The sequence below is a fragment of the Micromonospora sp. CA-111912 genome (genome assembly GCF_050948415.1).
In the GTDB taxonomy this organism is placed as follows: Bacteria; Actinomycetota; Actinomycetes; order Mycobacteriales; family Micromonosporaceae; genus Micromonospora.
In genome coordinates, this window is the sequence record NZ_CP192007.1 from 5892748 (window position 1) to 5919124 (window position 26377).

General features: G+C 67.4%; 24 protein-coding genes, 1 tRNA gene and 1 pseudogene. 17 read left to right on the forward strand and 9 right to left on the reverse strand.

Annotated features, from left to right (window positions below; translation table 11 throughout):
• Nucleotides 1-62: 62 nt before the first annotated feature.
• From ACQPZO_RS24620 to ACQPZO_RS24630, 3 genes are all read left to right on the forward strand, one after another.
• On the forward strand, nt 63-1124 hold the full coding sequence (locus ACQPZO_RS24620) for an alpha/beta hydrolase (protein ID WP_433344294.1): 1062 nt from the start codon (nt 63-65) through the stop codon (nt 1122-1124).
• A 171-nt stretch (nt 1125-1295) separates the two neighbouring features.
• A tRNA-Arg gene (locus tag ACQPZO_RS24625) sits at nt 1296-1368 on the forward strand.
• 140 nt (nt 1369-1508) lie between these two features.
• Entirely contained in the window at nt 1509-2966 is a 1458-nt protein-coding gene (locus ACQPZO_RS24630; protein ID WP_433351230.1) for a tyrosine-type recombinase/integrase, read from the forward strand.
• 100 nt (nt 2967-3066) lie between these two features.
• Here ACQPZO_RS24630 and ACQPZO_RS24635 read toward each other — a convergent pair whose 3' ends face one another.
• Nucleotides 3067-4341, reverse strand: a complete 1275-nt coding sequence (locus ACQPZO_RS24635; protein WP_433344295.1) for a hypothetical protein — start codon at nt 4339-4341, stop codon at nt 3067-3069.
• 233 nt (nt 4342-4574) lie between these two features.
• Between ACQPZO_RS24635 and ACQPZO_RS24640 the strand changes: the two genes are divergently transcribed.
• On the forward strand, nt 4575-5609 hold the full coding sequence (locus ACQPZO_RS24640) for an NAD-dependent epimerase/dehydratase family protein (RefSeq protein WP_433344297.1): 1035 nt from the start codon (nt 4575-4577) through the stop codon (nt 5607-5609).
• Here ACQPZO_RS24640 and ACQPZO_RS24645 read toward each other — a convergent pair.
• The gene (locus tag ACQPZO_RS24645; protein WP_433344299.1) at nt 5589-6863 is read right to left on the reverse strand and encodes a hypothetical protein; all 1275 of its coding nucleotides are present in this window, start codon (nt 6861-6863) and stop codon (nt 5589-5591) included. The genes ACQPZO_RS24640 and ACQPZO_RS24645 overlap by 21 nt on opposite strands.
• A gap of 140 nt (nt 6864-7003) precedes the next feature.
• Between ACQPZO_RS24645 and ACQPZO_RS24650 the strand changes: the two genes are divergently transcribed.
• The 11 genes and pseudogenes from ACQPZO_RS24650 (at nt 7004) to ACQPZO_RS24700 (ending at nt 18968) form a co-directional block, all read left to right on the forward strand.
• The gene (locus tag ACQPZO_RS24650) at nt 7004-7246 is read left to right on the forward strand and encodes a helix-turn-helix domain-containing protein (protein WP_433344301.1); all 243 of its coding nucleotides are present in this window, start codon (nt 7004-7006) and stop codon (nt 7244-7246) included.
• A 349-nt stretch (nt 7247-7595) separates the two neighbouring features.
• Nucleotides 7596-7838: a DUF6284 family protein gene (locus tag ACQPZO_RS24655; RefSeq protein ID WP_433344303.1), complete on the forward strand. Its 243-nt coding sequence runs from the start codon at nt 7596-7598 to the stop codon at nt 7836-7838.
• A 12-nt stretch (nt 7839-7850) separates the two neighbouring features.
• Entirely contained in the window at nt 7851-8060 is a 210-nt protein-coding gene (locus tag ACQPZO_RS24660; protein WP_433344304.1) for a hypothetical protein, read from the forward strand.
• Nucleotides 8057-8839: an ABC transporter permease gene (locus ACQPZO_RS24665; RefSeq protein ID WP_433344306.1), complete on the forward strand. Its 783-nt coding sequence runs from the start codon at nt 8057-8059 to the stop codon at nt 8837-8839. Before ACQPZO_RS24660 ends, ACQPZO_RS24665 begins: the two co-directional genes overlap by 4 nt.
• Before the next feature lie 94 nt (nt 8840-8933).
• Nucleotides 8934-9401, forward strand: coding sequence for a DUF3307 domain-containing protein (locus ACQPZO_RS24670; protein ID WP_433344307.1), 468 nt, complete (start codon nt 8934-8936; stop codon nt 9399-9401).
• A 333-nt stretch (nt 9402-9734) separates the two neighbouring features.
• Nucleotides 9735-11942: a cell division protein FtsK gene (locus tag ACQPZO_RS24675; RefSeq protein ID WP_433344309.1), complete on the forward strand. Its 2208-nt coding sequence runs from the start codon at nt 9735-9737 to the stop codon at nt 11940-11942.
• 386 nt (nt 11943-12328) lie between these two features.
• Nucleotides 12329-12625 (forward strand): hypothetical protein, encoded by a 297-nt coding sequence (locus ACQPZO_RS24680; RefSeq protein WP_433344311.1) that lies wholly within the window; start codon nt 12329-12331, stop codon nt 12623-12625.
• Nucleotides 12626-12661: 36 nt separating this feature from the next.
• Entirely contained in the window at nt 12662-14617 is a 1956-nt protein-coding gene (locus ACQPZO_RS24685) for a DUF3987 domain-containing protein (RefSeq protein WP_433344313.1), read from the forward strand.
• Nucleotides 14618-15816: 1199 nt separating this feature from the next.
• Complete coding sequence (locus ACQPZO_RS24690) at nt 15817-16704, forward strand: hypothetical protein (protein WP_433344314.1); 888 nt, start codon at nt 15817-15819, stop codon at nt 16702-16704.
• Between the two features lie 824 nt (nt 16705-17528).
• Nucleotides 17529-17893, forward strand: a pseudogene (locus ACQPZO_RS24695) (site-specific integrase); the annotation flags it as partial.
• Between the two features lie 163 nt (nt 17894-18056).
• Nucleotides 18057-18968, forward strand: a complete 912-nt coding sequence (locus ACQPZO_RS24700; protein ID WP_433344316.1) for a ribosomal protein L7/L12 — start codon at nt 18057-18059, stop codon at nt 18966-18968.
• A gap of 55 nt (nt 18969-19023) precedes the next feature.
• On the opposite strand, the gene ACQPZO_RS24705 is transcribed toward ACQPZO_RS24700, so the two are convergent.
• Nucleotides 19024-19554, reverse strand: coding sequence for a hypothetical protein (locus tag ACQPZO_RS24705; RefSeq protein WP_433344318.1), 531 nt, complete (start codon nt 19552-19554; stop codon nt 19024-19026).
• A gap of 696 nt (nt 19555-20250) precedes the next feature.
• Nucleotides 20251-20712 carry a GNAT family N-acetyltransferase gene (locus tag ACQPZO_RS24710; RefSeq protein WP_433344320.1) on the reverse strand — a complete coding sequence of 154 codons (462 nt, stop codon included), beginning with the start codon at nt 20710-20712 and terminating at the stop codon, nt 20251-20253.
• 232 nt (nt 20713-20944) lie between these two features.
• Between ACQPZO_RS24710 and ACQPZO_RS24715 the strand changes: the two genes are divergently transcribed.
• Nucleotides 20945-21229 carry an alpha/beta hydrolase gene (locus ACQPZO_RS24715; RefSeq protein WP_433344321.1) on the forward strand — a complete coding sequence of 95 codons (285 nt, stop codon included), beginning with the start codon at nt 20945-20947 and terminating at the stop codon, nt 21227-21229.
• Between the two features lie 21 nt (nt 21230-21250).
• Here the strand turns inward: ACQPZO_RS24715 and ACQPZO_RS24720 are convergent, their stop codons facing one another.
• From ACQPZO_RS24720 to ACQPZO_RS24730, 3 genes are all read right to left on the reverse strand, one after another.
• The gene (locus ACQPZO_RS24720) at nt 21251-21676 is read right to left on the reverse strand and encodes an Imm12 family immunity protein (RefSeq protein WP_433344323.1); all 426 of its coding nucleotides are present in this window, start codon (nt 21674-21676) and stop codon (nt 21251-21253) included.
• A gap of 103 nt (nt 21677-21779) precedes the next feature.
• Complete coding sequence (locus tag ACQPZO_RS24725; protein ID WP_433344325.1) at nt 21780-22262, reverse strand: GNAT family N-acetyltransferase; 483 nt, start codon at nt 22260-22262, stop codon at nt 21780-21782.
• Between the two features lie 24 nt (nt 22263-22286).
• Complete coding sequence (locus tag ACQPZO_RS24730; protein ID WP_433344327.1) at nt 22287-23036, reverse strand: lysophospholipid acyltransferase family protein; 750 nt, start codon at nt 23034-23036, stop codon at nt 22287-22289.
• Nucleotides 23037-23169: 133 nt separating this feature from the next.
• On the opposite strand from ACQPZO_RS24730, the gene ACQPZO_RS24735 reads away from it, so the two are divergent.
• A complete protein-coding gene (locus tag ACQPZO_RS24735) occupies nt 23170-23838 on the forward strand; it encodes an alpha/beta hydrolase (protein ID WP_433344329.1) in 669 nt (222 codons plus the stop codon).
• Between the two features lie 83 nt (nt 23839-23921).
• On the opposite strand, the gene ACQPZO_RS24740 is transcribed toward ACQPZO_RS24735, so the two are convergent.
• Nucleotides 23922-25982, reverse strand: a complete 2061-nt coding sequence (locus ACQPZO_RS24740; RefSeq protein ID WP_433344331.1) for an amylo-alpha-1,6-glucosidase — start codon at nt 25980-25982, stop codon at nt 23922-23924.
• Nucleotides 25982-26353, reverse strand: coding sequence for an SCP2 sterol-binding domain-containing protein (locus ACQPZO_RS24745; RefSeq protein WP_433344333.1), 372 nt, complete (start codon nt 26351-26353; stop codon nt 25982-25984). The genes ACQPZO_RS24740 and ACQPZO_RS24745 overlap by 1 nt, the downstream gene beginning before the upstream one ends.
• Nucleotides 26354-26377: the final 24 nt, after the last annotated feature.

Here is a 26377-nt window from a genome sequence, read left to right on the forward strand (position 1 = left end):
TTCGCCCCACCTTCCCGCTTCGGGGCTACCGCCGGGTAGGTTCCCGGCGTACCGTCGCGGTCGTGGAACCGGACGTGCTGGGGCCGCCGTACGAGCGGCAGACGATCGACCTGGGCACCGACGACGAGGGACCGGTCGTCGCGACCCTGGTCCGCCGACGGGCCGACCGCCCCACCGGCCGGGCCGTGCTGTACGTGCACGGCTACGTCGACTACTTCTTCCAGACCCACGTGGCCGACTTCTACGCCGAGCGGGGCTGGGACTTCTACGCCCTCGACCTGCGCAAATATGGTCGCAGCCTGCTGCCGCACCAGACGCCGAACTTCTGCCGCGACCTCGGCGACTACTTCCCCGAGCTGGACGCCGCCGCGAAGATCATCCGTGACGACGACGGCCACGACACCCTGCTCACCATGGGCCATTCCACCGGCGGCCTGATCATCTCGCTCTGGGCGCACGCCCGCCGCGACGCCGGCATCATCGACGGGCTCGTCCTCAACAGCCCCTTCTTCGACATCAACGCCCCCTGGTTGGTGCGCAGACCCCTCGCGGCCGCCGTCTCCCGCCTGGCCCGCCGGGCGCCGCACCGCGTCGTCCCCGCCGGCGTCGGCAACGTGTACGGCGAGAGCCTGCACACCGAGCGACGCGGCGAGTGGACGTACGACCTGGCGTGGAAGCCGCTCGCCGGGTTCCCGGTCCGGGCTGGCTGGCTGGCTGCCGTCCGCGCTGGCCAACGGCAGCTCCGCGCCGGCCTCGACATCCAGGTGCCGGTGCTGCTGGCCTGCTCCACCCGCAGCTTCCGGGGCACGAAGTGGCACGACTCGGCGGCGCTCGCCGACGCCGTCCTGGACGTGGAGCACATGGTCCGCTGGGCACCCCGCCTCGGCCGGCACGTGACCCTGGCCCGTTTCGACGGCGGCATGCACGATTTGACCCTCTCCGGCCCCGCCGTACGCGAGAAGGTCTTCGCCGAGGTGGGCCGGTGGGCGGGGGCGTTCCTCGGCGCCGGCCCGACCCCCTCGGTGCCCGCCAGCCGTGAGCCGGCCGAGCAGGGGGCGGGCACGGCGGCCGAGCAACGATCGGGCAGGGCCGGGCAGGGTACGGAGACGACCGCGCCGAGCTGAACTCGTTGGCCGGCGGGTCGCTGGCCGGGAACGACTCGGCGCTGACCGGGGCCAAACTGGGGTGCCCCCCGCAGGCGGATCATGCGACGCTGGGCGGGCGCCGACGGCCCGCCCCGTCGCACCAGCCCCGGCAGGTGCGGCGGTACCCTCTTGGCGCGACACCCACGACGCGCGCCCGTAGCTCAGCGGATAGAGCAGGGGACTTCTAATCCCAAGGCCGCAGGTTCGAATCCTGCCGGGCGCACAGCACTTTCTCTCAGCCGATCAAGCCGCGTGGGGCTACGCGTGGTGCGAACGAGCTAGGTTTGCCGCGTGGTGACGTCGAACAGCCGCAGGAAGCGGCAACGCGGAGAGATCGAAGCCCTACCCAGTGGGTCACTCCGCGTGAAGGTGTACGCGGGCGAAGATCCGATCAGCGGCAAGCGGCACTACCTCACCGAGACCATCCCGGCGGGCCGCACCGCAGCGAAGGACGCCGAGAAGGCGCGTACCCGCCTGCTGGCCCAGGTGGACGAGCGGCGCAACCCTCGTACTCGCGCCACGCTGAACCAACTCCTTGACCGGTGGCTTGAGATGGCGGACATCGAGCCGACCACCCGCATGGGTTACGTGAACAAACTCAACAAGCACGTCCGGCCGGTGCTCGGCAAGCTGCCGGTTGGTCGGCTTGATGCCGAGACGTTGGAGTCGTTCTACGCGAGCCTGCGCCGCTGCCGCGACTGGTGCGGCGGCAAGGCGTACGTGAAGCACCGCGTGGAGGGTGAGCACACCTGCACGGCGAAGTGCCAGCCTCACGTCTGCAAGCCGCTCAGCGCCTCGTCGGTGCGGCAGATCCACTGGATCCTGAGTGGCGCACTGAGCCGCGCCGTCCGGTGGCGCTGGATCGCCGTCAACCCCGCCGGGCAGGCCGAGCCACCCGCGCCGCCGCACCCCGACCCGCATCCGCCAAACCCGACCGACGCCGCGCGCATCATCAACGAGGCGTGGCGCGACCCGGACTGGGGCGCGCTGGTCTGGCTCGCCATGACCACCGGCGCCCGGCGCGGCGAGCTGTGCGCGCTGCGCTGGCAGCATCTCGACCTGGCCGCTGGCGTGCTGACGCTGCGGCACAGCTCCTACCTGGATGAACACGGCGCACTGCGCGAGAAGGACACCAAGACGCACCAGCAGCGGCGGGTAGCGCTCGACGCGGAGACGATCGAAGTGCTGCGCGAGCTGCACGGCCGGTACCTCGACCGCCTGGCGCAGCTCGACGTTGAGGCCGACCCCACCGATTACGTCTTCTCCCCCGAGCCGGACAACAGCCGTGGCTACCGACCCGACACCATCACCCAGCGGTACGGCCGACTTGCCACCCGACTCAGCATCGGCAGTCACATCCACGCACTGCGCCACTACTCGGCCACTGAGCTGATCAACGCGGGTGTTGACGTGCGGACCGTAGCTGGCCGGCTCGGTCACGGCGGTGGAGGGACAACCACGCTCCGCGTCTACGCCGCCTGGCTGTCAGAGTCGGATCAGCGGGCCGCCGGGACGCTGGCCGCTCGAATGCCGCCGCGCCCGGTCGCGCCGACGCAGCACAGGGTGGCGAGTAGTCCGTACCAGAGGATCGCCGCCGAGCTGCGCGAGCAGATCGTGGCCGGTCGGCTGCGGCCTGGCGACCAGCTCCCCACGGTTGCTGAGCTGGCTGCGGCGCATGGCGTCTCGGTCGGTACCGCTCACCGCGCCCTGGCTGTACTGACCGCGGAGGGGATGGTGAACGTCGTCCGAGGTCGCCGGGCGACCGTCGCAGACGCTTGCGACGAAAACTCGCCGGATGACCTCAGCGGCAATCCGGCTTAGCATGCCGCACAGGCTTTGACTGCAGCCGGACACTGTCGGCAATATCGACTATCTCTCGACGCCTCCTCGCCGCCCTACGGAATTCCCCAATGACCCTTAATCATCTCGGGTATCTTGCGCTATTTCTGAGCAGGCTGGCCAGATCTTTACCGGTAGCCTTAGCGACGCATGCGAGCAGGATCTTATAATTAGCTCGATCAGTTTCATCGACAGAGAGGTCATTTCGGTATCTCCTGACGCTCTGAACGAAGCGATCAGTCACCGCAAGAATTTTTGAATGCTCGGGAATTTCTGGATTAAGATGGTCAGTTGCGGCTCGCAGGGCGCAAACCAAGAAAATTCGTCGCGGGACACTGTCGTCGGGCGTGTCCTCAAATGCGAAGTGGCGCATCTCTGGAATGAATGCGGCATCTGCGTCGAACTCATTCACATCCATTTCTTCTGCAAGGTCATCGACTTCAGTATCCACCGACCAGGCCATACCGAAGGGTTCGAAAATATCCCCTACCCGATCTTCTATCTTCAGTACCGCCTGGAGGCACTCGTTGAAAATAAAGCTAGCATCAGCCTCTGAGATGTGCGACTTCGCATCATGAAAAAGTGGCGGCCCATCCGTCGGAATGGTCCGCATTTCACCTACCGTGGCCCGAATGCGGACGTGAGTCCCTAAGTCTAGGCCCATCGCGACCACCTCAAGGGTCTCCTGCATGCGCACAAGAGACTCCCCCAACATCTTCGCTGCTACCCCATCTGGGTCTTCGGATTTGAGAGTGACAGGAGAGAGTGAGAAGGAGTGCGAAAGACTCCCAACGAGCGGCTCGGTAGCCTCGTTCAGGGCCTCGAAATATGCCGAAGCGGCCCATACTGCCGCTAAATGCCAATGACCGAGGTTTAGTTCCATCTCGGCCCTAGCAAGGCTCCGCTGCAGCCTGTCGCCTTGGATCAGCGACACCAAGCTATAGGAAGAGAAATCGACCCTCCATCCGCGATCGAAGAGTTCAGCCAACGCTTCGTAAGCATTCCTTTTGGCCTCGGCAAGCTCTGAGCGGTTCGGATACCTTGCTCCATGCTGAGCCGCGTTTCGGATATCCCGAAGCTGAAGGATTTGCAGGCGGGCTTGGAGTGACGGCTGATTCGAGTCGGCTAATACTTGATCCAACTGGGATAGCAATCCAGGAAAATCTTTCGCCAACCTTGTTCCACCGAGTGTAGAAATAGTCGCCTTCATTGTCGCCTCAATTGCGAAGTCGTACATTACAACTCCGGCTATTCGTGCAGCCCTATTGTTCAGGTCGGCAGCGTGCCGTTCGGCCGTCAATAAGGCGCGCTTAGCCATTGAGAGCCGCTGAGCGTCGATTGCATTCGGCATAGCCATGGCGGTAATACTCGCAGACGAATAAGCGGTTTGCTAACTCCTGTCATCCGTCTGCCGTCAGCCCACACCCCGGTGGAGCGGGCCAGGGCCAGGGCGGCAAGGTGGAGTTGCCCACCGAAGTACGACCTTGTCACCCTGACCCTGGTCCGCCCGGCTGTGCTGGATCGGTGGCGAACGGGATGGCATCCCACCTCCGCCGGCCGACTACCACCTCTGCTAGGCATGATGGACCTATGCGTTTGCTAGTGCTCGGCGGAACCTGGTTCGTAGGCCACGCGATCGTCACGACCGCCATCGACGCTGGCTGGGAGGTCACCACGTTCAACCGGGGCACCTCCGACCCCTTCCTAGAGGCTGTACGGCCCATCCGGGGTGACCGGACCCGGCCGGAGGACGTCACTGCCCTCGCCGCCGCCGGCCCTTGGGATGCCGTAGTCGACACCTCGGGATACGTGCCGACGAACACCCTCGACGTGGCCCGCACGCTCGCTCCCGTCGCCGGTCGCTACGTCTTCATGTCCACGGTCAGCGTCTACCGAGACTGGCCGTTGAAGCCGCTCAGCGAACGCTCCGAGGTGCTCTACTGCCCGCCGGACGCCGGCCCCGACTACGGCACCGACACCGAGGACGGGCCAACGCAGTACGGCTACCAGAAATCCGGCTGCGAGGCAGCGGCAGTCGCCGCATTCGGAGCTGACCGGACAACGATCCTGCGCCCCGGTGTCGTGCTCGGCCCGCGTGAGTACGTCGGCCGCCTGCCGTGGTGGCTGCGTCGCGTAGCTGCGGGTGGAGAAGTCCTGACCCCCGGCTCCCCTGACCGCACCATCCAGCCAATCGACGTACGCGACCTGGCCGCGTTTGCACTCCACACCATCACCCAGGGCACCTCCGGCGCGTTCAACGTCTGCGCCCCGATGGACAGCGCCACCTTCGGCGAACTACTGGCGGACTGCGCTCACGCAACCCGGGGTGATGCCTCCTTCGAGTGGGTGCCCGATGAGGTGTTGCTAAGCCAGGGCGTCCGGCAGTGGTCCGAGCTGCCTCTCTGGCGCACCTTCGACGGCGTGTGGCGCGTCGACACGGCCAGGGCGCAGGCTGCCGGCCTTCGCTGCCGGCCGCTCTCCCTGACCGTCCGCGACACCTGGCGGTGGATGGTGGAGAGCGGCGAGGTCAGCAACCACGACCGGGCCGCCGAGATCGGCATTAGCCCAGAGAGAGAACAGCAGGTGTTGACCGCCTGGCGGCAGTCAGACGAGCGGGCGAGCTGAGGTTTCCGACAGCCAGACCGAGATGCGTTCGGCGAGCTGGCGCGCGTCCGCGTCGCGGTTCCACGGCGACTCGCTCAGCAGGCGCTCGATCCGCGACAGCCGGCCAGTCAACGAGACGTTGCGCTTCTGCGGCGGCAACTCCAAGACGGTACGCAGCGCTTCGGCCGCACCGTCCTTGTCTCGCATGTGGAGGTGAGCAGCGGCCACGTCGATCTGTGTGCCGTTGATCTGCGAGTACGGCCGCCTGGGCGACGGCAACGCCTCGTACACCTGCAACGCCTCCCGGGCGTACCTCGCGGCCTGCTCACCGTTGCGCAGGTCAAGCCATGCCGCCGCAGCGCACGCCGCTGCCCGTGCTTCGCCGAATGCGAACTCCCCACCGGTAGAGCTGGCGAGTTCATCGGGTCGGTCCGCGGCCGATTCTCTGTCTCGCTGGGCTGCTTCCAAGACAGCAGCGACCGAGGCAGGATCGGCGAGCAGAGCATGAGAGCGGGAAGCGATATAGCGAAGCCTCAGTTTCGGCTCTCCGTCCGGTGCCGCTCGCATAGCACGAGCGAAGTAGCTCAGGGCCGCATCAGGCTCGTTGCGCCAGTTGGCGAGCGTCATTTGAAGGCCGTACGTCCACGCCTTCAACGATGCGTCCCCTGCCAGGTCGGCGTACTGCGTTGACGCCCTGGCCAGTACCGCCGACTCGTTCCAGTGCCCGAGATCGAAGGCAGTGGAGGCCATCAGCGAAGCACTTTGGCCGATGACCACATAAAGATCAGCCAGTTCACCCGGCCGGCGGGTGCGCTCGACCAGTGCTCTCGCCTCGTCCCGCAGCCGGCGGGCGCCGCTGAACATGTCGAAGGCCGCCATGCCTCCCGACCGAGCAAGCAACGTCACGTCTTCCTGCAAGGACTCGATGGAGTCGTGCGGCAGGGCAAGGCTCATCAGCAAGGGATCATTAGCGATCGAGTCGGCAGCAGCGCTCACAGCATCAACAACAGTTCCACCGCTGCCAGCATTTCCCTCCGGCTGCACTTCTCTGAGCATCCCGAAGAACCGGGAGCGAGCCGAATCCGATACCCGGTCCAACGCGGCATTCAGCACGTCTTGATTGGCATTTCCGGGAACACTGTCGGGCCGACTGTGCCAATACGCGACAGTCCTTGTCGCGATCCCGAGCCACCCCGCGAATCCCTCGTTCGTCATCCCGGCGGCAGCTTGCAGCGAGCAGGCAAGGTTTCCTGTCCACCGCTCTACCGTCGCCACCGTGGTCTCCCGAGCTTGCAAATTGCATCGCATTGCCGCGCGTTGCACTGGGTTTGCATGGGCGCTCCGCTCGTTTTCGACTTCACTGAGTCTCAGCAAGCCGAACGGAACGCCAACCACAGACTACTGAGGAGACTCCCGTGGCTAAACCCCTCGCCGCCAAGAACGATCGCCCTCGGTTCCGGTCGGTCGCCGACACCGCAGCGATCCTCGGTATGTCGGAGGTGACCCTCTACCGGGCGATCCACGCCGGCCAGTTCCCCGCCATCAAGGTCCGTGGTCGCTTCGTGATCCCGGCGCGCGCCATCGACGACATGGAGGCGTCCGCACTGACGTACGGCCTGGTGGACGCCAGCAACTACACGCTGCGGCCCGCTGGATGACCGCTAGGAAGCGACCCGCTTCGGCCCCGGCGGAGCAGGCGGGACGCTGTGCTCCCGAGCGAGCTTCCGGACGTAGGCACCGCTGAACGGCGACAGCCGCTCGACCTCAGTCGGGCCGACGCCACCTCGGAGCGCCGCAACCACCGCCGCAACCACCGCTTCGCGTGCGGCCTCATGAGCGGCTTCGGTACGCCGGTACCGCTTCGTAGCTGCTGACAGCTCATCTCGCGCATCACTCATCGGACCAACATACCGCTACCCCCTTGCGCAACAGACCCGCGTATCGCTACCTTGTTGCGCAACAGAGGCGCACATTTAAGAGCGCCGGAACAGTCAGAAGGGACACGAAGTGACTGAGTCGAACCACTCCCCCGAGATCGAGCCAAACGGGGCTGACCTCGCCCAGATCGAGCAGGAGTTGCCGCTGATCGAGGCCGAGGTTCTGTTGCTCGACGCGCAGATCATCGTGCTGACCGGCGACGCCGGCCCGACCGAGTTGGACTGGCAGCGGCTTCGTCGGGCGCAGCGTCGGGTGCTGCGGGAAGCGCGTGCCCTGCTCGCCGTTCGCTCGGCCGCCGGCCGGGCCGCGTAGGCGGTGGCCACCGTGAGCCGTCGATTCCCGATCCCCCGCCCCGTCGCGGACTCCCGCTTCACGTTCGGCCTGGCGCTGGACGTGGCTGAGGTCCTCGCCGCGCACGGCTACCCGTCGATGACCGAGCCGTACGACGGATGCGGCCCGGACCTACTTGCCCTGCAACAAGCCCTGTTCTCGCTCATCTACGGCACCGACGAATCGGAGGGACACCTTTCATGACCGCCCCCACGCTGTCGGCCTTCCCCCGGCCGGTCGAAGACCTGATCCCCGCCGCCCGCGACCTGGCCGACCGGATCGGCGAGATCCCATCGCGCAACCGCCTCAAGAAGGAGCTTCGGGTGGGCGGTCCGAAGGCAGACGCGATTCTCGCCGCCCTCACCCACACCGACACCCCGCCGCCCGCTACCGAGCCCGCCACCGACCCGGCCGACACCACCCCAGACCCGGACCCGCTGCCGGACCTGCCGTCGGCCACCGACGACACCCCGCCGGTCGTGTCGGAGCAGGCAGCACCCTTCGTAGACCTGGGCACCAACATCACCACCGAGGCGATCCCGACCGACTCGAGGGACAACGGGCGGGCGGTGGCGTGGCCGGTGGTGCTGCTGGCACTGCCCGCGTTCGTGGCGATCTGGTCCGGGTGGGTCGGCCTCGGCGGACTCACCGGGTTCGGCCAGGTCCACCCGCTGCCAGGAATTTGGGACAGCTTCTCCATCAACTCGGCCATCACCCTGCCGATCGGCGTCGAGACCTACGGCGCGTACGCCCTCTACATCTGGCTGTCCGGCCCCGTGCCGGACCTGGCCCGCCGATTCGCCAAGTGGTCAGCCATCGCCTCGCTGCTGGTCGGCGCGCTCGGCCAGGTCGCCTACCACCTGCTCGTCGCCGCCGGCATCACGTCGGCCCCGTGGTGGATCACCACCGCCGTCGCCTGCCTCCCGGTCGCCGTGCTCGGCATGGGCGCCGCTCTGGCGCACCTGGTGCGCACCCACGACTAGCTATGCCCGGCGGCGCGGCCTCACGGCCTGGAAACCTGCGCCGCGCCGCCGGCCCTCACCCCTCGACCCTCACGGAATCTCAGGAGAGACACCCATGTTCGCAGATCCGACCGGCACCCGCGCCGCCGCGTTCGCTGCCGTGTTCGTCGCCCTCTACGTCGCCCACCAGGTCGCCGACCACTGGGTGCAGACCCAGCACCAGGCCGACTGCAAGGGCCAGCCCGGATGGGCCGGCCGTATCGCCTGCGCCGCCCACGTCACCACCTACACCGCCACCGCCGGCCTGGCCCTGCTGTTCCTGATCGCCGGCACCGGCCTACGCCTCGACCCGTCCGGCGTCACGGTCGGGCTGGCTGTCTCGGCGGTCACGCACTACATCGCCGACCGGCGCACCCCGCTCAAGCGCATCGCCGCCGCCCTCGGCTCGGCCCGCTTCTACGCCCTCGGCGCGCCCCGGCCCGGCCACGACGACAACCCGAGCTTGGGTACCGGGGCCTACGCCCTCGATCAGTCCTGGCACTACGCCTGGTTGTTCGTCGCCGCCCTGTTCTGCGCGGTCTGACCGCCCCCGTGGGGCATCCGCCCATCACCGGATGCCCACGCGGAGGCCGCCAGACCGACTGGACGGCACAACCCGAGAGGACCGACGACATGGCGAGCTGCGCACACCCCGCCTTCCACTACACCTACGCGAACGGCAAGAAGTACATGGTCTGCACCCAGTGCGGGGCCATGTGGGAGGTCTGACCGCCCCCGTCCACCGAGGTAAGACGTGCCGCTGCTGCGGCGCAACCGACACGTAGCCCTGCCCGGCGGCGCGGCCCATGGCCTAGGAACCGTGCCGCGCCGCCGGCCCCCCACCGATCCCGTGAGACCTGTTGGAGGAACCCCCATCATGACCTCCCCCCGAGATGAGTTCGACTGGCAAGCCGCCGAAGCCGACGAAGCCGACGTGACCGGCGGCCCGGCCGCCGAGGTGGTCGACCTGGACGACGCCCGCGCCCGCCGACACGCTTCGATCACCCCGCCCGGTGACAGAAGCGACCTGAACGACGACACCGACGCCGAGAGCGTCGACGACGGACCGGGCCGGCTCGGCGGGCCGGTCGACATGGCCGAGGACATCCCCGCCGAGGTGGTGGCCCGGCAGCGGGAACGGCGGCCGATCCTGGCCGAATGGGCGCGCTCCGGCCGTGCGCTCCGGGCCGCCGTCAAGCATCAGAGCAAGGACGTCGGCTACGTGACCGCCTACCACGGCGTTCGGTTGCCGAAGTACGCGGTGAAGGCCCTCGCGTGGGCACCGATCGGCATGGTGCGCGGGATCGGGCAGGCGTTGCGGTGGGCGTCCGCGGAGGAAGGGAACTGGCACCTGCGGCAGGCCGCCGCGTCCCGTGGTGACGCCGACACCTGGCTCAAGCTCGACGCCCGCCGGCAGCGCCAGTCCGTGTGGCGGTGGTGGGTGCTCGCCGCCGGCACGGCCGGCACCGGAACCGGCGTCATCGTCCTCGCCGCCGGGCCGTCCTGGTGGCGGTGGGCGGCGGCAGCCGTGGTCGTGCCGTTCCTGGCCACCCGGGGACGGCCGGCAGACAAGCCGCTCACCGACCGGGTCAGTGAGGGCACCCGGTACCGCAAGCTCACCGCCGACCTGGTGCGGCGGGCGCTCACCTCCCTGCAACTGGCCGCCATCAACTCAGCGGTTGCCAAGGACCCGAAGGCGATCAGCTTCCCGATGGACATCCACCGCGACGGCCCCGGCCACCTCGCGGTAGTCGACCTGCCGTACGGGGTGGAAGCCGCCGAGGTGGTCGCCCGGCGGGGCAAACTCGCATCGGCGATGCGGCTGCCGCTGGATCAGGTGTGGCCCGAACCCGCCCCGGGACACACCGGCCGCCTGGCCCTGTGGGTCGGCTACGAACCGGCGTCGCAGATGAAGCAACCCGCCTGGCCGCTGCTGTCCCCCTCGGCCAAGGTGGACGTGTTCAAGGCGTTCCCGTTCGCCACCACCCCCCGCCTGGACACCGTGACCGTTGACCTGATGTTCCGCAACTTCCTGTTCGGCGGTCAACCCGGCAGCGGGAAGACGTTCGCGCTACGCGATCTGATCCTGGCTGCCGCCCTCGACGCGCGTACCGAGATCCGGGGCTACGAACTCAAGGGCGTCGGGGACTTCGCCGTGTTGGAGCCGGTCATGGCCGAGTACGGCAACGGCTTCGACGACGACACCTTGGCCCGGTGCTTCGGGTTCGTGGAGTGGCTGTACGAGGAATGCCGCCGCCGCTCTAAGCGCATCGAGCACTACGCCCGGATGGGCAAGGCACCCGAGAACAAGGTCACCCCGGAACTGGCCAGCCTCAAAGGGTCCGGCCTTCACCCGCTGGTGGCGTGGTTCGATGAGTTGCAAGAGCTGATGACCAGCAAGTACGGCAAGGACGCCGGGGAGATCCTGGAGAAGGTCATCAAGCTCGGCCGCGCCCTGGGCGTGATCATCATGATCGGCACTCAGATCCCCGACAAGGACAGCCTGCCGACCGGCATCACCCGCAACGTCAACTCCCGGTTCTGCCTCAGCGTCGCCGACCAGACGGCCAACGACATGATCCTTGGCACCTCGGCCTACAAGAACGGCCACCGGGCCACCGTGTTTCAGCCGGTCGACGAAGCCGGGTGGGGCATCCTGCGCGGCTTCGGCCCGAAAGCGTCGGCGGTCCGCTCGTTCTACGTCGACACCACCGCCGCCGCCCGCATCGTCGCCCGCGCCGTCACCCTACGCACCACCGCCGGGACGCTACCCAAGCCCGACGAGCAGACCCGCGACATCGCCCCAATGGCGGACGTGCTCGGCGACCTGGCCCGCGTGTGGCCCGGCGACGACAAGGCCGCCTGGAACGAGACGCTGTGCGCGCTGCTGACCGAGCTACGACCCGAGGTCTACGACAGGTGGGAAGCCGCGCAGCTCACCACCGCACTCAAGCCCCACCCCCTGATCAAGGTCGGCGACGTGGGCCGGCGCATCGACGGCAAGCCGACCACCCGGCGCGGCATCAAACACACCGACCTTCTCAAGGCGATCGCGGAGCGTGACCGGAAGCGGTCCGCCGGCTAACCGCCCGGAGGGTGCTAGCGCTAGCGGCCCCACCTGCTAGCGCTAGCACCCCCGCTAGCACCCCAACCGAATCATGAGCTGCCCTCTAGCGGATAGCAGCTCACGGCCGCTCACGCCCAAAAACCGGCCCCGGAGGCACTTGTGGACCCCCTGCTCACCCTCGCTATCGCCATCATCACCGCCGCCGCACTGGTCACGCTCGGTTACGCCGGGCTGTGCTGGGTCAGCCCCTTCCTTCGGTGCCGGCGGTGCTCCGGAACCGGCCACACCACTACCCGTATCCTCCACCGCCCGCGTAGCTGCCGCCGCTGCGACCGAGGCCACCGGCTCCGCACCGGACGACGCATCTACAACTACTTCCACCGCTTGCGTACCGAGGCGACCCGATGAACCGGCGGACCACCGGCCACACCGCGTGGTGCGGCCGGGACCACCGCTGCAACCTCGGCGAACACCGCTCCGAAGGAATCTTGGTCGACCTGCCCGGCCACGCACGGGCCGTCCTCGTCCGCGTTCGGGCAAGCGACGGCCGCGAACACGCGGAGATCCGCGTACGGGTCGCCCTGGCCGACGTCGACCCGGCCGCCCGCCGCCAGCTCGGCACCCTGCTCGCCGGCCTGCGCGACCTGGTGACCCGCGCCGCAGCGATCCGCCGGCCGCGCCCCGGCCGCGCCGCCGCCTGACTTGCCTTTCCCGACTCACGACAGGAGCACGTCATCGTGACCCGACCGCCCGCACACGACCACGCCGCCGAGCAGGCCGTGATCGGCGCTGCGCTGCTCAACCCGTCCGTCGTCGCCGACCTCGCCTCGATGCTCGCCCCGGCCGACTTCCACCGGCCCGCTCACTCCCGGCTGTGGGAAACGCTCTGCGCGATGCACGCCGCCGGCGAACCGGTCGACCCGATCGCCCTGGCCGCCCGCCTCGCTGCAACCGGGGACCTGGCCAAGGTCGGCGGTGCCCCGTACCTGCACACCCTGATCGCCGCCGTGCCCACCACCGCAAACGCAGGCCACTACGCCCGGATCGTCGCCGACCACGCCCGCCGCCGCCAGGTCGCCGACCTCGGCGTCTACTTCGCCGAGAAAGCCGACCAAGGCACGGATGTCGCCGACATCCTCGCCACCGGCCGCGCGATGCTCGACCACGCCGCCACCGGCACCCAGTGGACGCCGCTGATCCCGCTCGGCGACCGCCGACACCTCCCCGAATTCCCCGCCTACGTGCTGCCCGAGTGGGTCGCCGAGCACGTCTACGCCGTCGCCGAGTTCACCCAAACCCCCGTAGACCTCGCCGGTTGCATCGCCCTGGCCGCCCTGTCGACCGCTGCCGGGGGCCGCGCCGAAGTGGAGGTACGCGGTTCCTGGCGCGAACCGACAAACCTGTTCACCGTCGTCGTGTTGCCGCCCGGCTCCCGCAAGTCAGCCGTCTTCGCCGCCATGACCGGACCACTGCTCGCCGCGGAGAAGGCCCTTGTCGAGCGGACCAAACCGGCGATCGTGGAAGCCGAGCTTGCCGCGCGCGTCGCCGGAAAAACGGCGGAGAAAGCCGCCATTGCCGCCGCGAACGCCGACACCTCCGGCCGGGACACCCTGCTCGCCGAAGCGACCGCCGCCGCGATGAACGCCGACGCCGTCACCGTCCCCGTCCTGCCGCAACTGGTCGCCGACGATGTCACCAGCGAGGAAGCCGCATCCCTGCTCGCCGAGCAGGGCGGACGCCTCGCCGTCCTGTCCCCGGAAGGCGGCGTCTTCGCCACCATCGCCGGCCGCTACTCCGGCACCCCCAACCTGGAGGTCTTCCTCAAGGGTCACGCTGGGGACATGCTGCGCGTCAACCGACGCTCCCGTGCCCCCGAGCACGTGGAACACCCCGCGCTCACCCTCGGCCTGGCCGTACAACCCGACGTGCTGCGCGACATCGCCGACATGCCCGGCTTCCGAGGCAAAGGACTGCTGGCCCGGATCCTGTTCAGCCTGCCCGAAAACACCGTCGGCCGCCGGAAGATCGGTGCCGACCCGGTACCCGAACCCATCGCCACGGCCTACGCCGCCAACCTCGGCACCCTGGTCGCCACTCTCGCCGAATGGACCGACCCCGCCGTACTCCCGCTCACCCCCGACGCCAACGAACGGGTACTGGACATCGAACGCGTTGTTGAGCCACGCCTCGCCCCGGGTGGCGCGTGGGGGCATGTCGTGGACTGGGGCAGCAAGTACACCGGGGCCGTAGTGCGCCTCGCCGGGCTGATCCACCTCGCCGAACACCTGCGCGACGGCTGGGGCAAACCCGTCACGGCTGAGACCATCGAGCGGGCCGCCCTGCTCGGCGAGTACTTCGCCGCTCACGCCCTGGCCGCCTTCGATGACATGGGCACCGACAAGAGCACCCGGTTTGCCCGCCTCGTACTCGCCTGGATCGAACGCACCGGATCGGCGACCTTCGCCAAGAAGGAGCTGTACCGGGCCGTCCGCAGCCAGATCCCCACCGCCGCCGACCTCGACCCCGTCCTGTCCCTACTGGAAATCCACGGGTACGTGCGCCGACTCGACCCACCAGCCCGCACCGGAGCCGGACGGCCACCGTCGCCCGCGTTCCTCGTCCACCCCGACGTACACCAGACCACCGGCACCGTCCATGCCCTACCCGCAACAGCAGGCCGCAGACCCGCGTAACCCGCTGGTCCAAATGGCCGCAATGGCAGAAACCTCGCCTGGTCGGGGTTTCTGCCATTCTCACCATTTAGACCAGCACCCGGCCGTCGGCTGGCTGTGGCTACCTGCTCGCCGGCTACGACTCTTTGACCCCAGAGATCGGCAACGCGGTCTCGTTCGGCTGCCGCTGATCGCCGGGCTGGTGGTGGTCACTGTGGTTCGGCATAGTGTCGTGGGTTGCTGTACTTCGCTGCTGCACTGCTCGGCACCGTCGGCAGCGCCGGGCTACTTAAAGACACCGATGACACCGGTGACGGTACCGATGACGAAGCTCAGGGTTGCTAGCTTCGCCTGGGCTCCAGTCCAGATTCCCCTGGTCTTCTCGCTCTACCCCAGAGACCACCAGTCGCGTCCGAACTTCTGCCACTTGTGCTGGCGGAGATGGCAGCCCAGCACCAGACCAGCCGAGTTGTTGCGGCAGAACTCAACTACGCCGCCACGCTTCCGGTTGATCGCACCGTAGTAAACCGGCGCCTGGAACAGGACGAAGAAGAGTAAGAGTCCGACGAGAACGGCGTAGATGCCGGGTCCGAATGAGCTGCTACCGAGAGACAGGAGGAGCACAGCCGGGACGCCGTAGCCCCAGTACCGCCACAGCTTTGACTTGCCGCGAGATGCCATGAGCGCGAAGAGTGCCGACGCAAACACAGAACGTGAAGATCTCCTGCCTGTCGGATGACTGCCACTTCCAGCGGTATTGATCTAGCCCGGGGGCGTAGTCGACCAAACCGGACGAGACCGCCGCCGACCTGGCGGCACGTCTGCCATAGGTGGTCGACGATGGCCACCATTAGCTCCCCTTCGACGGCCTGGATACGGCCTGATCTTGGGCCAGGGGTAGGGCTTCGGTGTTCCCGGTCCCGGTTGGGGGTGCCGTATGGACCAGAGCTTTATCCTTCGTCGCCCATTAGACACAGTTCCGGCAGTGGCAAAGCTGCCCAAACCGCCCTGAAGGGCAATCTATCGATCACATTGACAGCTGCGCCGTGCGCCATACCTCCGCATTGCCGTACTATCATCTGCAGCCTTCAGGGCTGCTAAGAGATACGAGAGGCGCAAGCGTGGCAAACGAAAGAAAGACTTCACGCTCAAGATCTTGGCGCTGCTGGTCGGGGGATATGAACTCCCTCCAAGCGCTTGGGAAGGTCGTCCTACAAGTCGTGGACGAGCGCCGAAAGGAATTGCTTGAAAGCGCTCGAGAAGCACGGGATGCGGCGGAGGCGGCAGTTCCACCAGAAGTCTTTCAGTCGGCACGAGAGGCCGATCGGCTTACGCAGGAAGTCCAGTCGGGCAAGCTTCCGGAGGGACCGGAGGCGCAACTCGAGGCTCTCCGCTTGCTACAACGCAATACTCTCGTACGCGGCGTTCTGAATGACTCTAGATTTTACGACTTTCAGCGCGCCGCCCAGGAGGTCGAGCGTTTGACCAACCTTAACGTCAAGGATTGCGTTGAGGTGACCGTATTTGACCGTTACGAAGAGGTGTTCGGAAATGTTGACGAGGTGTTAGCCGAGCTGGACCGGCGCAGCACGCTGGGCATCGTCTTTCGTAGCGACGGCATGCGGGGCCCTGACTCCTTGTATCGCTCTCTATCCGATGAGGTCCGCGACGGCGTTTACATTCGGTTGGGCAAAGGACGTTACCACCGGTCAACCGGGGCCGAAGTCTCGGTCACATCAACGTCCACCGGCTGGGCTCGATCCTCGTTCGCTCGCATCTGCGACGAAATGGAGAAGGGTGTCCCCACATGGGCTCTTGCCTCCAGGCTGGCACCAGCTATATTCGTTCTGCTTGTCGCAGCGCCTTTCGCTGCGATTGCGATCGCGTTGGGAGGTGGTAATTACGCCTGGTGGAGCGTCGTTGCGTGTTGTGGCGTTCTCTTCGCGGCGACAGTTTCCAGACTCTCGGAGAGATTCATGGGTTGGCTTCTTCCTCCCTTCGAGATCTCCGCCGAAGGCTCTGAATCATCAGGTACAAGAAGGCTCGTAACCATCTTGGCGACCGTCTCGACCATTCCGATCGGCGTATTCGTTAACCTGATCTCTTGATGCTCTCACCGTCCCGTCTGCCGTCGACCCACACCCCGTGGAGCGGGCCAGGGCCAGGGTGCCAAGGTGGAGCGCCCTACGTGACGAACGACCTTGGCACCCTGGCCCTGGCCCGCTCGGCTCCGCCTGAGTCGTCGGTAGGCGGGACCCCTCCCGAAGCCGGAGCGCCTGCTCTTTGCACTTGTCCCGATGCGGAGGAACCGCGGTCGCCACACATTCGGTCCCCTGCTAGCGCTACCAGATGCCAAAGCCCCGGAACCTGCCGTCATCAGCGGACCGGGGCTTCGTCAGGTTCGGCGTCGCCGGCAGGCTGCAACCGACACGCTGGCGGCCGAAGGCCAGAGGCGCGGCGGCGGGCCATCGGCCCGGCCCGCGTTCGGCGGCGCGAGCGTTCGGCGGCGCGGGCCGCCTTGAAGACGTACAGAAAGTTTGACGGCATCGACACCCGACATCGCGTGTCCCGACATCGCGGACACCCAGCCGACACCAAGCAGCCCGAACCAGCACCAACCAACGGCCAGTTCACAGAGCGTTACTGCGCCTCGAACCCGTCAACCAGGCCAGCCGTGGAGCTATTTGTGGTGCGAAATGCCGGCCACCATGGAAAGTCAGGCGCGCCAGGGAAGCAGTCTGCGCAGCTAGAGCAACCACTGAAACTAGAGACCGATACGTGAATACCACTTCTAATCCCAAGGCCGCAGGTTCGAATCCTGCCAGGCGCACAGCACTTTCTCTCAGCCGGGCGGCTCCCGTGGAGCTATTCGTGGAGCCATCGAGCTACTGTCGGCCCCCTGGCACGCGTCAAGCGGCAACTTGGCGAGATCATGAAGCTCCCCAGCGGATCACTCCGCGTAAAGGTCTACGCGGGCGTCGACCCACTCACCGGCAAGCGGCACTACCTCACCGAATACGGTCCCGGCCGGTCGGACTGCCGAGCGAGAAGCGGAGAAGGTACGGAACCTGCTTCCTCAACCAGGTCGATGAGAAGCGCAGCCCGCGCACCCGCGCCACCCTGAACCAGCTACTCCACCGGTGGCTTGAAGTCGCCGGGATCGAGCCGACCACCCGCATGGGCTACGAAGAACAAGCTGAACAGGCCGTACGGCCGGTGCTCGGCAGGCTGCCGGTCGGCAGGCTCGACGCCGAAACCTTCGAGTCGTTCTACGCGAGCCTGCACCGCTGCCGCGAAAGCGCTCCGACCATTGCTCCTCGTCCTCTCGGCCACGCTGGACCGCGCCCACGGACGCCACCCCGTCGGCACCTTGGGACACGACTCCCGCATCTCCGTATTTATTTGCCCAGCTCACGGCCATGCTCGCGGAGATACGGGGGATGGTTCAGCCCTCTACCTAATGATCGACTCCATCGCTAAGCTTAGGTCAAATCCGAAGGGTGTTGCTCCGCAACGCTGGGCCGCCTATTATTACTCAGCGATATTTGTCAGAGTACGCGAATGGATTCCTGAGGATGCAATGGAAGTTTTTATCAGCTGGTCGGGATCGAGGAGCAACCAGTTAGCCCGAGCTCTTCGTGATTGGCTGCCGGAAGTTATCCAGCAGGTGAACCCGTGGATGTCCACGGAAGACATAGCCAAAGGTCAGCGCTGGCTCGCCGAAATCGGAACCAGGCTACAGAAAGGCAGCCAAGGAATAATTTGCGTTACCGCCGAGAACATGGCCTCTCCGTGGCTCAACTTCGAGGCGGGCGCATTGGCTAAATCCCTCACCGAGGCCCGGGTCCGTCCGATACTCCTCAACATCGAACCGGCCGACGTAACCGGACCCATAGCCCAATTTCAGGCCACAATTTCCACAGATAGTGAAGACATGCTCAGACTTATATCGTCCATAAACGAGACATGCGCCACACCGCTTAGTGCCGGTCGACTACAGAAGGCGTTCCATCGAAGTTGGGTCGAGTTTTCGGCTGCCGTAGACGCAATATCCAAGAGTCCAGAATCAAGTATCGCCCCGGAGATACGCGACACCGATGATGTGCTACGAGAAGTTCTTGAAGGAGTACGGGAACTACTAAGAGTTCGCCCTCAGGACGCGTACTCTGTTGTCCTAGAGAGCTATGCAAAGAATAAGATCCAGGCAATCAGAATAGCCCGCCAGGTGACTGGAATTGGCCTTAAAGAAGCTAAAGATCTGGTTGAATCAGCCCCGGCAGCTGTCCTAGACAACGTCAGCCGCGAAGAAGCGGAACGCATAGCAGCGGCCTTTGAAGCCGAAGGTTGCATAGCTGGAATTCGGTTGACGTAGTGCCATATCTCCCAAAAACCCCGTAATGGCTATTGCGCTACCAGACATGAAGAGGTTATGCCGTCCGACGCAGGAGACGCGCCTGTTCGTCTTTGAGGGCGAGGAACGTGAGGCGAACATAGGAGACGTAGGCATCGCCGGGGTGGCCGACGAGGGACCGCTCCCGAGTACCTTCGCCTTCCGCAGCGCGTACAATCTCCTGAGCTGCCACATGCGCGCAGAAGTCCCGCAGGGGCTGCGGGACTTCGACCTCCACCACCAGGTCGGCATGAGCGAAGATGAGGTCGCGCATGCGCCGATTGGCCGGCTGCAGCACTTCGTCCCGCCACCGACGCCAGCCTGCGGTGCCGGCGTAAGGGCCTCGGTCGGCCGCCCCCGGCAGCTCAGTCTCGCGCAACGCCTCCCAGATTCGCTCGTTCGCATCCACCATGGCGTTCAACGGTCCGTAAAGCTCCCGGAGCTGACTGTTGACTCGCGCCAGGCGAGCCTGGCGCCGCTCCTGCCGAGCCTGCCCATACTGATTGAGGACGAAGGCAAGCACTGCGACGACAATGCTCGCGCTCGCAGCGATGATTGCGACGGCCATCGGAACAGTTTGCCCGATCCACGTCCCGAGATCACGACCGGGGGGCGGCGTAGGCAGGGACTACCGCGACGATGGCTCGCACGACGGCGATGGTGCCGCCGCGTCCCGGCCAGCCAGCCACCGGCCATTGCTCCCGACCAACAATGCCACTATGCGGTGATCATGATGACCGTCGTCAGGATTGTGTGTTGCATGCCCAGTGAACGGCCTCGGTCGGTCACGACCGGGGGCGCTCCACATCTCGCCCAGCCACCTGCCCATGGCCCGCAGACCCGCTTGCGACGACCCGGCACCCAAACGCCACGCCTTCCCCAAAGGCCATAGACCGTTCTAAATAGACTCAATCCCGGGAAAACCACTGCCATTCAGTCGTCAAGCGACAACGTGGCGAGACCATGAGACTCCCCAGCGGATCACTCCGCGTACCGACAGCGAGGGGCTAGGGGCCGCACCCTTGCCCCGGCCCCGGCCTGCTGGCGACCCTTCGGCCGGCATCGGCCGGGGCCGGCCGACCACGCCGACGGAGCACAAGACCGCGAAGACCGCGGGGCTCCGCCCCGAAGAACCCCGGCCATCCTCAGAGATCAGCCGGGCGGATCACCTCGCCAGGCACCACAAGGGCTACCAGCTCCCTCGGACGAGGAGATCCTCTGATACGTCCTCACTTGGTGCGAAGCTCGCCTTCCAGTAGCCCCATCATGACCATGTCGTGCCACCTGCCATCGCGGCGGAACGATTCACGAGCCCTACCTCTTCGACGAAGCCGACCTTCTTGTATAAGTGGATGGCCCGAGCGTTCTCGTCCGCGACCCATAGCGTGATGCGGTGCAGGCGCATCTTGTCGAATCCGTATCGACAGATCAAACGAGTAGCTTCGGTGCCGTAACCGCGTCCCCAGCAGTCCTTCTCGCCGATGTAGATGTCCAACTCGGCCTCGCCCGTCTCGGGCGTCGCATCGCCGAGCTTCACAAGGCCAATCAGCCGCTTCTCCGTCAGCGTCTCGATTCCGAAGAGCACCTGATCGTACGAGTTCCGCTCACGCTGCTCGCACCGTGCAGTCACCTGAGCCAGGGACTCGGGGTATCCATCGTCCAGCCAGCGCATGACCTCTGGGTCGTTGTTCCAGCGCCACAAGGCTTCTGCGTCGTCCGGCTCCATCGGCCGCAACCACACAAGATTTCCAGGGAGCATGTGTTGCTCCATTCGATGTTGGAAGCGTGCCAGCACTCCAGCAGAGCTGCGGTCAAGAGCACAACGAGTTTTCCCGAGCCTGCGGCGCTCCCGCCGGATCGCCCATCCATGGGCAAGTAGCCGTGGCTCGCGGTCCAGGCCACGCGGTGGCGAGCACGCGCCGAGCACCGCGTTCGACATCGCCGCGCTCCCGCTCGGCATGCTCAACGGGTCGAACTGGACGGGCCTCGCGCAGGTGATCAGGGGTCTGAATGACCTGCTCAACGCACTGCATCCACGCACCGGACACGAGTGGGCAACGAATGTCTCACAACAGCTTGGGAAGCACGGCCGGCTACTCACCTACGAGGGTTGGGGACACGGTTCGTACCAGCGAACCCCGTGCACCATCAGCGCGGTCGACAGGTATCTGATCGATCTCGTCGCGCCCGCTGCCCCACCGCATAAGAGGGCTCTCCGCGCCTGCCCCGGGCATCAGATGTGACGGCCGCAGCGCCAGGTGGGCTCAGTCGCCGTGCGGGCCGAACGGTTCGCCCCCGGCGATCGCCGCGAGCGCCTCTCGGCACGCCCCGGCCACCGCCTGGGAGACGGCGGCGCAGTCCCGGGGCGCGCACCGCTCGGCGATGCGGCGGGCCAGCACGTCGAGGTACGGGGCGAGCGCCCCGGCCGTCGAGTCACGCTCGATCTCCGAGGCCGGTACGACGACGTTGACGGTGAGCCGCCGCCGGACGGCCGAGTACCGGAGATTGTGCACCCCGCCGTCGCCCTCGGCGCTCGTGATCGATCCGCCCAGGGTGAGGAAGATGTCGACCTCGTCGAGGCCGTCGATCACGATCCGCCCGAACGACTCCTTCAGCGCCCGGCGCAGCACGACCGCCTCCGCCAGTCCCCGTTCGGGACCGCCGTGACGGAATCTGATCGCGACTCTCACGGCACCATCATCCTGTACAGGGCGGCCACACCGTCGTCCGGCCGGCGGGACAACGGGATGAGAAGCCCTGCCCGATCCACGCCGGGCCGGAGCCGCCCGACCATCAGGTGACGGCGAGGAACGCGGCCAGGTCCAGTTCGCCGACGGTCTGTCCGCCGCTGTGCTCTCCGTTCGCCCGGAACCCGAGCCGCAGGTAGAACTCCTCCGGCCCGTCGTCGCCCGGTTCCCACGTCGTGTAAACCCGGGTTTCCCCGCGCCGCCGTGCCTCCTCGGCCACGGACCGGACGGCGAAGCGCCCGTACCCGCGCCCCTGCTTCTCGGCGGCGATGTTCAGCCGCCACAGCCCGGACCGCAGGTCGGTCGGGGTGTCCTCCCGCCACGGGATGCGGAAGAAGCCCATCAGGAAGCCGACCAGCTCGTCGCCGTCGTAGACGAGCCGGGGCCAGGCGACATCCGGCCAGGCGTACGCCTCGGCCAACGACCGGGCGACCGGCTCGACCAGGTGTTCCTGGTCCGGCCGTACCCTCAGGTCGCACGCGGCATCGACGTTGCCCGGCGTGATCTTCTCCAGGTGCAGGGACGACATGCCGGCACCCTACCGACCGCGTTCTTAGGCGGCGGGGGTACGCCGGGCGGGCCGGTCCAGCGCGGCGGCCTCCTCCAGGCTCGGCGCGGTGCCGCCGAGGTGCGCCGGCTGCCACCAGGTGTCGTCGGGGCCGGCCGGCGAGTCCGGGTACTCCCGCTGGGCCCGGTCGACCAGGGCGGTCAGCCGGGTCTTCAGCTCGGCGCTCATCGCATTCGCGTCGGGGTACGCGGCCGGGTCGATCGGCTCGCCGACGAGGATGGTGATGGGGGTGTGCCGGCGGGTGAGGGTGCGCGGCCGGCCCTTCGTCCAGAGCCGCTGGGTGCCCCAGAGCGCGACCGGCAGCAGCGGCACGCCGGCCTCCTGCGCCATCCGGGCCGCCCCGTTCTTGAGGTCCTTCACCGTGAACGACCGGCTGATCGTGGCCTCCGGGAAGACGCCCACGATCTCGCCGCGGCGCAGCGCGTCCACCGCCGCGCTGTACGAGCCGGCGCCGGCCCGCCGGTTCACCGGGATGTGCTTCATGCCGCGCATCAGCGGGCCGGAGATCTTGTGCGCGAACACCTCGTGCTTGGCCATGAACCGGACCAGGCGGCGGGACTCGTGCGCCCCGTACCCGCAGAAGATGAAGTCCAGGTAACTCACGTGGTTGCTGGCCATGACCGCGCCGCCGGTGCGCGGCACGTGCTGCTTGCCCTCGACGGTCAGGCGCAGGTCGAGAACCCGGAACATCGTCTTGGCGGCGGTGATCACGGGCGGGTACACGAGTTCCGGCATCCGGCGACTTTACCCTGCTGGGGGCCGGAGTATGTCAGGGCCGCGCGCCGCCTCCCACGGCGGACGGCTGGCCAGTTCTGCCCTCGGCCGAGCGCTCTGGCGCCCCGGGGCGCGGCGACCGCACCATAGCGGCATGACGGAACGCGGGGTGCTTCTTTGGATCCACGGCGGTGGTTGGCGAGCCCGGTCGAGCGAGGACGGCGCGGCGCTGACCGGGCACGGGCTGCGGGTGCTCCCGGCCACCTACCGGTTCGTCGCCGAGGCGCGCTGGCCGGCCCAACTCGACGACGTACGGGCGGCAGCGCGGGCGGCCCAGGACCGGGCGGGCGGCCTACCGCTGCTGGTCGGGGGCGACTCGGCCGGCGCGATGCTGGCCCTGCACCTCGCCCTTCGCGGAGTGGATCGGCCCGACGACGTGGCCGGCGCGCTGGCGTACTGGCCGCCGGTGGACCCGCTCGCCACGGACTGGCGGCGACTGCGCGGCGGCGACGACCCGTGGGCGGGGCTGCTCGGGCGCCGGCCCGCCCCGGATGACCCGGCCACCCTGGACGTCACCGTCGCCACCCACGTCGGCAATGGGGTCCCGGTGCTGTTGGTGCAGGGGACGGCCGACGCGGCCGTGCCGGCGAGCCAGTCGGTCGGCCTGGCCGCCGCACTGCTGGCCGCCGGGCACCCGGTACACGGCTGGCTGACCCACGGCGGCCACTCCCTGGACCTGGACCGCCCCGACATCCACGCCACGACGGCGACCTTCCTCGACACCGTCCTGCCGCCGCCCGCCACCGCAGAAACACGGAATTAGTGCCCTCGGTCATCGTCCAAGGGCACTAATTCCGTGTTTCTGCGCGGCGGAAGCGGTTTGTGGGCGGGCGCTGGGAGGGCGGGTCAGCCGGAGAGTTGGTGCAGGTCCAGGCGGCCGCGGGCGAAGGCGTCGACCCGGCCCCAGCGGCCCGGGATGTCCAGCACCTCGATCCGCCCCATGCCGATCGGGAGGCGCGGCTCGACCGACAGGTGTCCCCCGTGCGGCTCGATGCCCAGCATGGTGCGCAGCAGCAGCATCGGGGTGCCGGTCGACCAGGCCTGCGGGCTGCACGCCGTCGGATACTCGACGGGGAACTTGGTCAGCTCCCGGTGGTACCCGCCGAATGCCTCGGGCAGCCGCCCGTCGAAGTAGCTGGCGGCGGCGAGGATACCGTCGGCGATGGTCGCGGCCTCCTCCGCGAAGCCGTACCGGCGCAGCCCCCAAGCGATAAACGAGTTGTCGAACGGCCAGATCGTGCCGTTGTGGTAGCCGATCGGGTTGTACCGGGCCTCCCCCTCGGCCAGCGTCCGCACGCCCCAGCCGGAGAACAGCCGCGGCCCGACCAGGTGCTCGGCGAGCTTCTCGGCCCGGTCATGGTCGACGATGCCGCTCCACAGCAGGTGGCCGATGTTCGAGCTGAGCACATCCGCCGGTCGGCCGTCGGGGTCCAGGGCGAGGGCGAAGTACTCCCCGTCCTCCACCCACCAGTCGCGGTTGAAGCGCTCCTTGAGCTGCGCCGCCTCCCGCTCCAACTGCTCGGCGAACGCCGGGTCGTCCCAGAACTCGCGCGCCATCCGGGCTGCCCGGACCTTCGCGTCGTACGCGTACCCCTGCACCTCGCAGGTGGCCCGGGGGAACGGCGGCAGCGTGCCGTCACGGTACGAGATGGAGTCCCAGGAGTCCTTCCAGCACTGGTTCTCCAGGCCGGTGTCGGTGTTGCGCCGCTCGTACCAGATGTAGCCGTTGCCGACCAGGTCGGCGTAGTTGTCGATCCACCTCAGCGCCGCCCGGCACTCCTGCTCCAACTCCTTGACCAGCGCGACGTCGCCGCTCCACCGCTCGTACTCGTCGAGCAGCACCACGAACAGCGGCGTCGCGTCCACCGAGCCGTAGTACGGCGAGTGTGGCTGCTCCTCGAAGGCGGCCGTCTCGCCGTAGCGCAGCTCGTGCAGGATCCGCCCCGGGTCCTCGTCCCGGAAGTCGTCGAACCGGGTGCCCTGCAACGATCCGAGAAGGCGCAGCGTGGTCCGGGACAGCTCCGGGGCGAACGGCATGGCCTGTAGGCAGGTCAGGATGCTGTCCCGACCGAACATCGTCATGAACCAGGGCAGCCCGGCCGCGGGCAGCGTCTGCCCGCCGAGCGACAGCGGCGAGAAGCGCAGCGCCGCCAGATCGATCAGGCTCCGCCGGTACGTGCGGGCCAGGTGCTCGCATTCGGAGTTCACCTTCGGCGCGGCGGCGATCCACTCCTCCAGGTCGCGCTGGGGGGTCAGCCGCTCGCGGCTGGGCACCCGCAGCTCCGTCCGCAGGTTCTGGCCGGCCGACCCGAGCACGGCCGCCTGCACGTCGATGTCCGTGCTCCACTGCGCGTTCGGCTCCAGGTGGACGCTGTACGCGAAGCCGTTGCGGTCGTACCGGGCGGTCTGCGACGAGGAGATCACCGTCTCCCGCCGGAAGTTGCCCCGTCGGTATCCCAGCCGCAGCCGGTCCGCCTCGGCCTCCGCGTAGGTCTCGCCCTTCTTGTTGAGGATCTCGTCCTTGACCTGGAACAGGTCGGCGAAGTCGGCGCCGGCGTCCATCCTGATCTCCAGGTCGACGGCCTTCTCGTCGTGGTTGAGGATGGTCAACTGCTCGTGAAAGCTGCCGCCGACCGTCCGCTCGCGGATGATCGACAACTTGGCGTCGACGTAGTGCGTCGGCATCCCCGGCACCAGGAAGAACCGCGCCTCGTAGTACTGGAGGTCGTCGTAGGAGAGCGCGTTGAGCCGCTCGCCGTTGATTGTCAGCACCCAGCGGGACAGGAACCGGGTGTCGAGGGAGAACAGCCCGGTCGGCTCGGAGGGCGTCGCCTCGATGTCGCCGGTGTCCTCCGACACCACGAAGGTGCTGCCGTCGAGGATCCGGACCGTGTTGGCCTGCGCCATCAGTACACCTCCCGGTGGAAGACCCGATGCGGCTCCCGACTTCCCGGGGGGTCGGGGAAGAGCCGCTCCACCTGCACCACCAGCCGGACGTCACCGGTCACCGTCATGTCACCGCGGATCAGCGCCGCGAGGCCGTTCTCCCGGCCGGTGGCGAGATCCTCGAACAGCTCCGGGGTGGTCCCGACGACCGCGTCGGCCTCCCGGGCCTCCTGGCTCACCCGGAGCCGCCCCCGGTCGATCACCAGCAGCCAGTGCCTGGTCTGCGGCCCCTCGTTCAGGTCGAAACGCAGGGTTCCGGAAGTCTTGGTCAGCAGGGGCTCGTAACCCCGCCGGTCCAGGTTCTCGAAGAACCTGGTGGTCGCGTCCAGCATCGGGCCCTCTCCTCCCGTCGATCC

Bases quoted from the DNA above. Each gene is read 5' to 3' on its own strand.
- ACQPZO_RS24710 (WP_433344320.1), bottom strand. From the start codon at position 20,712: ATGGAGCCGGACGACGCAGAAGCCTTGTGGCGCTGGAACAACGACCCA.
- ACQPZO_RS24735 (WP_433344329.1), top strand. From the start codon at position 23,170: ATGACGGAACGCGGGGTGCTTCTTTGGATCCACGGCGGTGGTTGGCGA.
- ACQPZO_RS24745 (WP_433344333.1), bottom strand. From the start codon at position 26,353: ATGCTGGACGCGACCACCAGGTTCTTCGAGAACCTGGACCGGCGGGGT.
- ACQPZO_RS24705 (WP_433344318.1), bottom strand. From the start codon at position 19,554: ATGGCCGTCGCAATCATCGCTGCGAGCGCGAGCATTGTCGTCGCAGTG.
- ACQPZO_RS24675 (WP_433344309.1), top strand. From the start codon at position 9,735: ATGACCTCCCCCCGAGATGAGTTCGACTGGCAAGCCGCCGAAGCCGAC.
- ACQPZO_RS24665 (WP_433344306.1), top strand. From the start codon at position 8,057: ATGACCGCCCCCACGCTGTCGGCCTTCCCCCGGCCGGTCGAAGACCTG.
- ACQPZO_RS24725 (WP_433344325.1), bottom strand. From the start codon at position 22,262: ATGTCGTCCCTGCACCTGGAGAAGATCACGCCGGGCAACGTCGATGCC.
- ACQPZO_RS24715 (WP_433344321.1), top strand. From the start codon at position 20,945: ATGCTCAACGGGTCGAACTGGACGGGCCTCGCGCAGGTGATCAGGGGT.
- ACQPZO_RS24635 (WP_433344295.1), bottom strand. From the start codon at position 4,341: ATGGCTATGCCGAATGCAATCGACGCTCAGCGGCTCTCAATGGCTAAG.
- ACQPZO_RS24730 (WP_433344327.1), bottom strand. From the start codon at position 23,036: ATGCCGGAACTCGTGTACCCGCCCGTGATCACCGCCGCCAAGACGATG.
- ACQPZO_RS24740 (WP_433344331.1), bottom strand. From the start codon at position 25,982: ATGGCGCAGGCCAACACGGTCCGGATCCTCGACGGCAGCACCTTCGTG.
- ACQPZO_RS24640 (WP_433344297.1), top strand. From the start codon at position 4,575: ATGCGTTTGCTAGTGCTCGGCGGAACCTGGTTCGTAGGCCACGCGATC.
- ACQPZO_RS24670 (WP_433344307.1), top strand. From the start codon at position 8,934: ATGTTCGCAGATCCGACCGGCACCCGCGCCGCCGCGTTCGCTGCCGTG.
- ACQPZO_RS24700 (WP_433344316.1), top strand. From the start codon at position 18,057: ATGATCGACTCCATCGCTAAGCTTAGGTCAAATCCGAAGGGTGTTGCT.
- ACQPZO_RS24680 (WP_433344311.1), top strand. From the start codon at position 12,329: ATGAACCGGCGGACCACCGGCCACACCGCGTGGTGCGGCCGGGACCAC.